The sequence below is a fragment of the Fluviispira vulneris genome (assembly GCF_014281055.1).
GTDB lineage: Bacteria > Bdellovibrionota_B > Oligoflexia > Silvanigrellales > Silvanigrellaceae > Silvanigrella > Silvanigrella vulneris.
On sequence record NZ_JACRSE010000009.1, the window covers coordinates 28,733 to 37,718 of the forward strand.

The window sequence follows — 8,986 nt, forward strand, 5'->3', positions numbered from 1 at the left end:
TGTCATTTTCCAGAGAGGATGTCATTTCGTAAGGAGTGAAATTAGATAGTTACCCAAAGAGGATGTCAAAAGTTTTTTCCATAGATCCTGTCCTAATATGCTAAAATTTCCATACTCCCTGTCACAGGATTACAACTATGGAAAATCAGGACATTACCGAAGAAAATGAAAGTTCTGGGACATCTTCTTTGGAAATTGAGCCAGTAAGATTGTCAGAACCAGCTTGGGAAGAAGCCCGCCGCAGAGCAGAAGTCATTCAATCCCTTTTAAAGATAGCAAAAATTTCTGAAAAAAAAAGACAATCAGCAGCAAATGAACTTGGCATTTCGAAACGCACATTATCAAGATTAATTGAACGCTATAAAGTATCAGGAAAGCTTTTAAGCTCTCTTGCGCCTCGCTCTCCGAATGGGGGAATAGGTAAGCCTAGGATAAATGAAAATGTTGAATCAATTATCCATAAAGTGGTTAGAGAGCTTTATTTGGATAAACAAAAAAGAAAAATATCTATGGTTGTGCAAGAAGTTCGAAGGCGATGCGTAGAAGCAAATATTCCGCCTCCAGGGCAAAATACTGTTCGTAGGAGAATCTCGAAAATCTCACTGGAAAAAGTGTTTGAAAAAAGATCTGGAAAATTTGCGGCTCATCCATTTACTGCAAACCATGGCCCAGCTATTACTGCCCAATATCCTCTTGAAATATTCATGATAGACCACACAAAAGTAGATGTTATAGTCGTGGATGAGCAACAACGCCTCCCAATTGGAAGACCTTGGCTTACATTAGCAATAGATGTCTTTAGTAGATGTATTGCTGGTTTTTACTTAAGTTTTGAAAGTCCATCAGCAGTATCTGTTGGCATGTGTTTAACACATGCCATATTTGATAAAACGGATCTCCTTAATAAATTTAATATCCAACATAGCTGGCCACTAAAAGGAAAACCAGAAAAAATCGTAGTGGATCAAGGTAGCGAATTTAAAAGCGAAGCATTGCGTAAAGGATGTGAACAACACGGCATTTCAATTCATTGGAGGAAAGTTGGCTATCCCCATCTCAATGGGGTTATTGAACGTGTTATTGGTACTTTCATGAAAGAAATACATGAAATTCCTGGCACCACATTTTCAAATACATCCGAGCGTGGAAATTACGACTCAAATAAAATGGCTATTCTCACAATGCCTGAACTAGAAAAATGGCTTACCCATGCAATTGTAGGAAAGTATCATCTTGAAATTCATTCTTCACTTATGGAAACTCCACTTTCTTTATTCCGTCGTGGAATAGAAAATAGGAATAAAGATATAAATTTAGTGCAAAACCAAAAGGCTTTTTTAATCGACTTTTTGCCTATTGAAAGAAGAACTCTCCAACGGCATGGATTTGTTATTGAGCATATCTTTTATTTTTCAAATGCTTTAATACCTTGGATTTCATCTGGTAATATGAATGAAAAGTTTATTATCCGTAGAGATCCACGTAATTTAAGCAGAATATTTGTGCTTCATCCAAAAGAGTCCCAATATTTAGAAATCCCATATAGGAATATTGCCCGACCTGTCATTACCCTTTGGGAACATCGAGAATCATTGCGAAGACTTAAAGAAAGAGGATTACGTCATTTTGATGAGACTTTAATTTTCAGGACTCTTTTGGAAATGAAAGAAATTATTAAAAATGCTAAGAAAGAAACGCAATCTGCAAGAAAAAAACGTGTAAAAAATGAAAATGCAAAAAAAAGTACATTAGATATAAAAAGCAATAAAAACAATGATAATTTAAATATAAATGAATTGCAAGACTTCGAAATAGATTCCATCAAACCATTTGAAGACATTGAGGATTGGTCATGATTGAAGTGAATTTTAATAATGCTTTTTCCCTCGAACATCTAATACCGCAAATGAGGAAAATAGTTTTATTACCTAATGAAGAACGCATTGCGCATATTCGTGCAGATAGATGGATTGGTTATTCAAAAGCGCAAGAAGCTATTTCCAAACTTCAAAAACTTATTGATCATCCTAAACGCCAAAGGATGCCAAACCTCCTCATTGTTAGTCCTACAAATAATGGAAAATCAATGATTATCGAAAAGTTTAAACGCATGCATAAAATAATTTCTTGCGAAAATATCCCTAAAGAAATTATCCCAATCGTAGCACTACAAATGCCAAGTGATCCTACAATAGCAAGATTTTATTCCATGCTTCTCTATAATCTAGGTGCTCCTGTCACTATGAAATGTAAAGTAGCAGATTTAGAACATGTCGCCTTAAAATTATTGAAGCAATTGTCCACCCGAATGATCATCATTGACGAACTTCATAATATCCTTGCTGGTAGGATAAATGTCCAAAGGGAATTCCTTAACCTAATCCGTTTTATTGGAAATGAACTTCAAATCCCTATTGTCTGCCTTGGGATTAGAGAGGCCTATCTTGCTATACGTACAGATGATCAACTCGAAAACCGCTTTGAACCACACATTTTACCATTGTGGGAAGATGATAGGGAGTTTTCAAGCTTACTTATGAGTGTTACATCTACTTTACCATTAAAACTTCCTTCGTTTTTATTAGAAAAAGAAATACGTCAATATATTTTAAGGAAAACGGAAGCCACCATAGGAGAAATTATTTCTCTAATTTCTAGAACCGCTATTCTCGCAATTGAAAGTGGCCAAGAAAATATCGATTTAAAATTATTAATGCAAGCGGATTATGACTCCCCAACGGAAAGACGGAATAAATTTGAACGTGAGTTGCAATAATGGCAAAAAGATTCCCAATATGGCCTCGTCCCTATAAATTAGAAGCATTAAGCTCATGGATTATGAGGATAGCTGATTATTATAGGATTGATGTTGATACTTTATTTGAAATTGGATTCTTGATCAAAAAACCAATTTCTTGGTGGGATATTGATGTTTCTCCTAGTCCTGAATTATTAAATAAAATTTCAATTAATACAGGGTTATCTTTGAAATATTTAATTGAAATGACTGTTGCAGGGATTTCTCCTTGGGTGATTGATTCAGTTAAACCTGTTTATGATTTTGAATTTACACAACTCACAGCTCCATTTTGTATTTTAAATCGCAATTTGCCTTATATCAATATGAATTCAAATTCTAAAAAATCATTGCTTCCCTGGATACCAAATGTTCCATGGAAATCAACCCGTATAAACCGCTTTTGTCCAATATGCATAGAAAATAAAGATTTGGATCTACCAAGATTGCTCATATGGAGGACAGCATTAGTGTCATCTTGCTTACGGCATGACTGCTTACTTGTTGAGACGAGTGATAAACCTTGGGATCAATTAGCTTGGAAAGAAAATATCATAAATACAAAATATTTACACACTTGGCTTGATGGTGTCACTCTCAAAGCTATTGAAACAGGTTATGCAAGACTTGGGAAAGAAGAAATTCATGTGAACATTTGGGTTCGGTTCTTAAGAAGCCTTTTCCATGAACTTACAATTAAAAGCAGGGATTATAAAGATCAAGAATGCATAAAAAGAATTTGGCAATATGCTGGTATCCAGAAACCAAAGAGCAAAGTATTTGAACTTTTAGAGATAAAAGATAGGGCTAATGTAATAAAATGCGCTGCATATTTATTACAAGATTTTCCAAACCAAATACTTTCTTTTATGCCAAAGAGTAGGAATTTAAATCAAATTTTTATTCCCAATTTCATTTCTAAATATATCGGCTCAAATGAAATCTATTATGATCTCTTCGTTAAAAATAAAGAACATTCAAATAATATAACAAGCAATATTAAAAACGGGGAAAACTTTCTACCAGCCGCAATGTTATTTAATTCTTTAATTCAAAAAATCATCGATAAAAACAAAAATGTGATTCATAAAAGAACAATAAAATGCGCAGAATCATCATTAAATTATTATAAAAATAAACAAGTAATTAACAATAAATTATCAGAGGAATCGTTAAGCAACAATATGTAATTTTTTAATTACAATTTCATCTCAGGGAGAATTATGTTAAATAATTTAAGTATTAAGAAAAAAATGATTTATTGGAATATTTTTATATTAATTCTATTTTCAATATCACTAATATTTATAGGAAATGATTCCATAAATCGACTCATGAATGAAAAGCGTACTCAAATTAAAAATCTTAGCGATTCTTTTGCTTCTGTAATTTTTGAGTACGTAAAGCTAGAAAAAGACGGTAAAATATCGCATGATGAGGCCGTATCAAAAGTCAAAATGATATTAAATGCTGCAAGATATGATGGAGATAATTATTATTTTGTAGGTGACTATGATAGAAGACAGATTGTAAATCCTAAGCGCCCTAAAGATGATGGAGTTATTCAAAATTCACCCCAGTATCATAAATTTGTTGAAATCTCATTAAAAAATAATGGCCCAGAATTTTTATCTTATTATACTTCAAAGCCTGGTTTCACAGGAGAATTTCCAAAACTTACTTATTTAGTCCCAATCCCTGAATGGAAATGGTACATTGGAACTGGTATTTATATAGACGATGTGGATAGACAAAAGTCTAAGAACATTATGGTAATTGGTATAATTACTTTCATTATTACCATTTTTTTAATGTTCGGAGGAGTTAAAATTGCTAATTTCATTTCAGTGCCATTATCTTTGCTCACAAATCTACTGAAAAAATCATCATTAAAAATGAATGAAGAATCAACTCAATTAACAAAAATGAGTGAGGAAGTTGGAAAGTCCTCAAGAGAACAAGCAAGCTCAATTCAGGAAACGGCTGCAGCAATTTCTGAAGTAACAAGTATGATTTCAAGAACTTCTACCCTCACATTGAACTCGGAAAACTTATCAAAGACAATAAATATTCAAACTGAATTAGGAAATCGGGCAGTAAAAGACATGGTTGAGTCAATGGAATCAATTCAAGAAGCGAGTAAAAAACTCACAGAAATTGAGGCAATAATTACGCAAATTGAAAATAAAGCTGTTGTTATAAATGATATTGTTACAAAAACAGAATTACTTTCATTGAATGCATCTATTGAATCAGCAAGAGCTGGAGAATATGGTAAAGGATTTGCTGTTGTAGCTGAAGAAGTAGGTAATTTAGCTAAAACGAGTGGAAAATCGTCAAAAGAAATCAGCGAACTTCTTGAAAAAAGTAGAGAGAATGTTAAAAATATTCTAGAATTAACTTTGTCTAGAGTATCTGAAGGACAGCATAAAACTGAAGAAGTATCAAACATATTTAATAAAATTATAAAAGATGTAAATGATATTCAAATTCAAATGAGCCAGATCTCAGAAGCGACCAGAGAACAGGAAATTGGTCTAAAACAAATTTCAGAAGCAATGACAAAAATTGATATTTCAGCTATAAATAATTTGAAAAGCGCTGAAAAATCTGTACTTTCTTCATCTAAAATATTAGAGATAAGCCATGATTTGAAATCCATCACTTCTAAAACGGAAGATATTGTTTTTGGAGAAAAGAAAGCATAACTTCTTGCTCCTAGATTAACTATATAATATTATATCAATTTATAATTCAAGATACATTTTCGGAGTTTTTGTGATACAGCCATCACCTTTGATATTTTTTCTCAATTAAAAAACATTTTATATTTTCATAAATATCGCAAATAAATTCCCAGTGCGTCAATTTTGCAATTTCAATAAATTAAATATTAATGTAAAATTTATTGTAATACTAATGCTTAATTTATCAATTTAAACCTACTTTTTTTCAAATTAGGATGTGCTATGTCTAAGAAAAGTTTGTCATATAAATTAAATATATCAATAGTAATTTTATTAACACTCATCTTAGCAGCTGCACTATATACTATATTTATGATCAATAAAACTCAATCTTACGCTCTCGAAACAGGAGAAAGCTGGTTGCCTAGTGTTTTATCTACAAGTGAAATGAGTGAAGGGGTTAGTAAATATGCAAGAAGAATCCTTGGATTATTAAGCACTTCTTTGATAAATACTGGTGATGAAGATAAAAAAACTAAAGCTGAAGATATAAAAGCTTTAGATAAATATGGACAAAATATTGAGGCCAATCTTGAAAAACATAAGAAACTAGTAAGCAGTCCTGAAGAACAAGCTCTTTTAGATGATGTTTTTACAAAATGGAAAATTTACGATAACGCTGCTAGGGAAGGGCTTGATATTAATCAACAAGGAAAAAAGCAGAAGCTTTAAAATTTGTCCTTTCAAAAGCAAGAATAGCAGCGGCAGATTTAGAATCTGCAGTAAAAAAGCTTGCAATATATAATTACAATGGTGGTGTTAAATCAACAGAAAAAGGGAAGCATTTAACGACAATCACAAATATTACAATGTCCTGTATTATAGGTTCTTCAATCTTTATTGCCATATTAATTTTCAATATCATTAGAAATACAACTGGTTCATTAAGTATAGCGTTTGAAAATTTAAAAAATCAGAGCGTTTCTACTGCAGAAATTGCTTCATCTCTTAAAAAAGGCTCTAATATATTATCTGAATCTGTGAGTGAACAAGCTGCTTCAATTCATGAGACGAGTGCTGCTATAAATGAAATAACAAGTATGGTTAATAGAACAGCTGAAAATGCAAAAGAATCGACTAATGTAGCGACAAGTGCATCTGCTAAAACAGAGTCAGGGCAAAAAACTATGCAAATGCTTGTAACCGCAATGGAGACGATACAAGAATCAAATAATGAATTACAGAATATTGCAGAAATTATTAATCAAATCAATACGAAAACAGCAGTAATAAATGACATAGTTTCTAAAACAGAACTGCTTTCTTTAAATGCTTCTATTGAATCTGCTAGAGCCGGTGAATATGGGAAAGGATTTGCAGTTGTGGCTGAGGAAGTAGGTAATTTAGCAAAAGTAAGTGGAAAATCTGCTCAAGATATTCAAGCTGTTATTACAACAAGCCAAGAACAAGTGAATAAAATTCTTGGACTTACAAAAGAAAGAGTAAACAGTGGAAAAAAAGTTACTGCTGAAGCCCAAGAGTCTTTTCATGAAATATCTGCTGATATCTCAAATATGGCAAGTGTAATCCAACAAATATCTGATGCAACACGAGAACAAGAAATTGGAATTAGGCAAATATCATTAGCAATGTCAAATATAGATAAAGCAACCCAGAAAAGTCAAACTGCAGTGAATTCTACCTCAGAATCTTCTTCCGATCTTATCAGCCAAAGTGAGAAATTAGATTCGACAGCAAATTATATTGGATTTCTTATAAAAGGAGAATCTTAAATTGATAAAATATTTAAAAAATAGAAAAGTTATCGATACTCATATTTATAATTAAAAAATTAATAAGGGTTTTTAATATGACAAAGAAAAGTTTATATAAAAGTCACTATATATATTATGGTTTTTTTCTTATTTTATCAATTTTTTCGATAATATTATTTATTTATTTAAATAATAAAATCCAATATTATTCAAATGAAAGTGAAAAAAATTGGCTCCCAAGTGTAAAAACTCAAAGTAGATTGCTTTATGATTTTTTTCAGATTTCTGATAAAAATCGATCAATTTTCTCAACATTCATTGATGGAAATGAAATATTAGAAGAGGATAAAAAGGCATTAGTTAACATGCATAACAAATTTCATGATAACCTTGAAAATTATAAAAAAAATTTGATGATAATTGGTAGAGAAGAAACGTTTACTAAAGAAGTTTATAATTTATGGACATCTTACAAAGATAATATAGAGAAAGATTTAAAGGTAATAGAAAAAAAGCCACATGAAGCATTTAGTCATTTCAACTTAGAAACAAAGGCAATATCTTCCCTACTTGCAGAATCAATTGCGAAAGAAATTGACTTCAATTACGTTCAAGGAGTGAAAGCTTTAAAACAAGCAAGATATTATTCCATTATTAATAATTTTTATATTGCAACATTAATCATGGTATTATTAATAAATGTTTTATTATTTCTAAAAATAAGAAGAACCACAAATTCTTCATCTGGTACAAATAATTCTCAAGATTCATTTTATACTAACACAAAAAATATTGAAAAATTATCTGAAAAAATTCGAGAAATATCAGAGGCTATCCGTAAGCAAGAATATAATCTTAAAAATATTTCACAATCAATATTACAAATGGAGAGAGTATCTAAAAATAATCAAGAATCTATAATCATGAGATCAATTTCGGAAAAAAAATTGATTGAAGAATTTGAAATACTTCAAAACTCAGTAAATAATATTGATACATTAGTAAATGGAAAAAAATAAAATGATCGTATTTCCTCATTCAAAGTTATCGCTCTATGTGTCAAAAGATTGTTTTTTAATAAACCAATTTGATTTTCAAAGCTCTTCTTAAGGTATTATATTAGAACATTCTTTTATAAATGAATTAAATTGGTTCACTACGTTTTTATTATTCGAAATAAATTTTTTAGAAAAATAGAATACCAGTGGATTTTCAGAATGAAAAATTATTTTGAATTTGCTCTTATTCCAATTTCGTTTCTTCATCTCATCAGTTGCGGGTTCTTTTGGAGACAGGAATGCATCAAATCGCTTTGCCTCTAACATATCAAAGAGATTGCTAATATCTTTTGGTGATGTAACTAGATTATATTTTTGTTCGATTAAAAATGTTTCTGGTCCTGTTCCTAATTTTGCAGCAACTTCAGCTTTTTCTTTAAACTCTTTTAAATTAGGATTAAAAGAAGAATTACTTTTTAAGTACCAATACCATTTATAACTTTCTATTTTTTTAGTTGGAACTGCGTAGCTATTTCGTTCATTAGTTATTCCTGCTGAAAAAAAAGCTTGTGCTTGACCTAATTTAACTTCTTCTTGTGCTCTTTTCCATGGTAAAACTTTAATTTGATAATTCAAGTTCATTTTTTTTAAAACACATTCTACAACCTTCGTAGCGGAGCCTTGTAATTTATTTCCTTGAAAATATTGATATGGAGGCCATTCTTGAGT

The 8,986-nt window shown here is 30.9% G+C and carries 8 protein-coding genes; 7 read left to right on the plus strand and 1 reads right to left on the minus strand.

The window, feature by feature from the left end; genetic code table 11:
• The first annotated feature begins 137 nt into the window (after nucleotides 1-137).
• The 7 genes from H7355_RS15840 (at nucleotide 138) to H7355_RS15870 (ending at nucleotide 8,278) form a co-directional block, all read left to right on the plus strand.
• Nucleotides 138-1,856, plus strand: a complete 1,719-nt coding sequence (locus tag H7355_RS15840) for a Mu transposase C-terminal domain-containing protein (RefSeq protein ID WP_186650465.1) — start codon at nucleotides 138-140, stop codon at nucleotides 1,854-1,856.
• On the plus strand, nucleotides 1,853-2,776 hold the full coding sequence (locus H7355_RS15845; protein ID WP_186650469.1) for a TniB family NTP-binding protein: 924 nt from the start codon (nucleotides 1,853-1,855) through the stop codon (nucleotides 2,774-2,776). The genes H7355_RS15840 and H7355_RS15845 overlap by 4 nt, the downstream gene beginning before the upstream one ends.
• Nucleotides 2,776-3,987 (plus strand): TniQ family protein, encoded by a 1,212-nt coding sequence (locus H7355_RS15850; RefSeq protein WP_186650472.1) that lies wholly within the window; start codon nucleotides 2,776-2,778, stop codon nucleotides 3,985-3,987. Before H7355_RS15845 ends, H7355_RS15850 begins: the two co-directional genes overlap by 1 nt.
• A gap of 33 nt (nucleotides 3,988-4,020) precedes the next feature.
• The gene (locus tag H7355_RS15855; protein WP_186650492.1) at nucleotides 4,021-5,505 is read left to right on the plus strand and encodes a methyl-accepting chemotaxis protein; all 1,485 of its coding nucleotides are present in this window, start codon (nucleotides 4,021-4,023) and stop codon (nucleotides 5,503-5,505) included.
• 261 nt (nucleotides 5,506-5,766) lie between these two features.
• Nucleotides 5,767-6,216 carry an MCP four helix bundle domain-containing protein gene (locus tag H7355_RS15860; RefSeq protein ID WP_186650496.1) on the plus strand — a complete coding sequence of 150 codons (450 nt, stop codon included), beginning with the start codon at nucleotides 5,767-5,769 and terminating at the stop codon, nucleotides 6,214-6,216.
• 137 nt (nucleotides 6,217-6,353) lie between these two features.
• Nucleotides 6,354-7,277, plus strand: coding sequence for a methyl-accepting chemotaxis protein (locus H7355_RS15865; protein WP_186650499.1), 924 nt, complete (start codon nucleotides 6,354-6,356; stop codon nucleotides 7,275-7,277).
• Between the two features lie 242 nt (nucleotides 7,278-7,519).
• Nucleotides 7,520-8,278 carry a hypothetical protein gene (locus H7355_RS15870; RefSeq protein ID WP_186650504.1) on the plus strand — a complete coding sequence of 253 codons (759 nt, stop codon included), beginning with the start codon at nucleotides 7,520-7,522 and terminating at the stop codon, nucleotides 8,276-8,278.
• Nucleotides 8,279-8,365: 87 nt separating this feature from the next.
• On the opposite strand, the gene H7355_RS15875 is transcribed toward H7355_RS15870, so the two are convergent.
• A partial coding sequence (locus H7355_RS15875; RefSeq protein ID WP_186650507.1) for a substrate-binding periplasmic protein occupies nucleotides 8,366-8,986 on the minus strand: 621 nt, incomplete at its 5' end.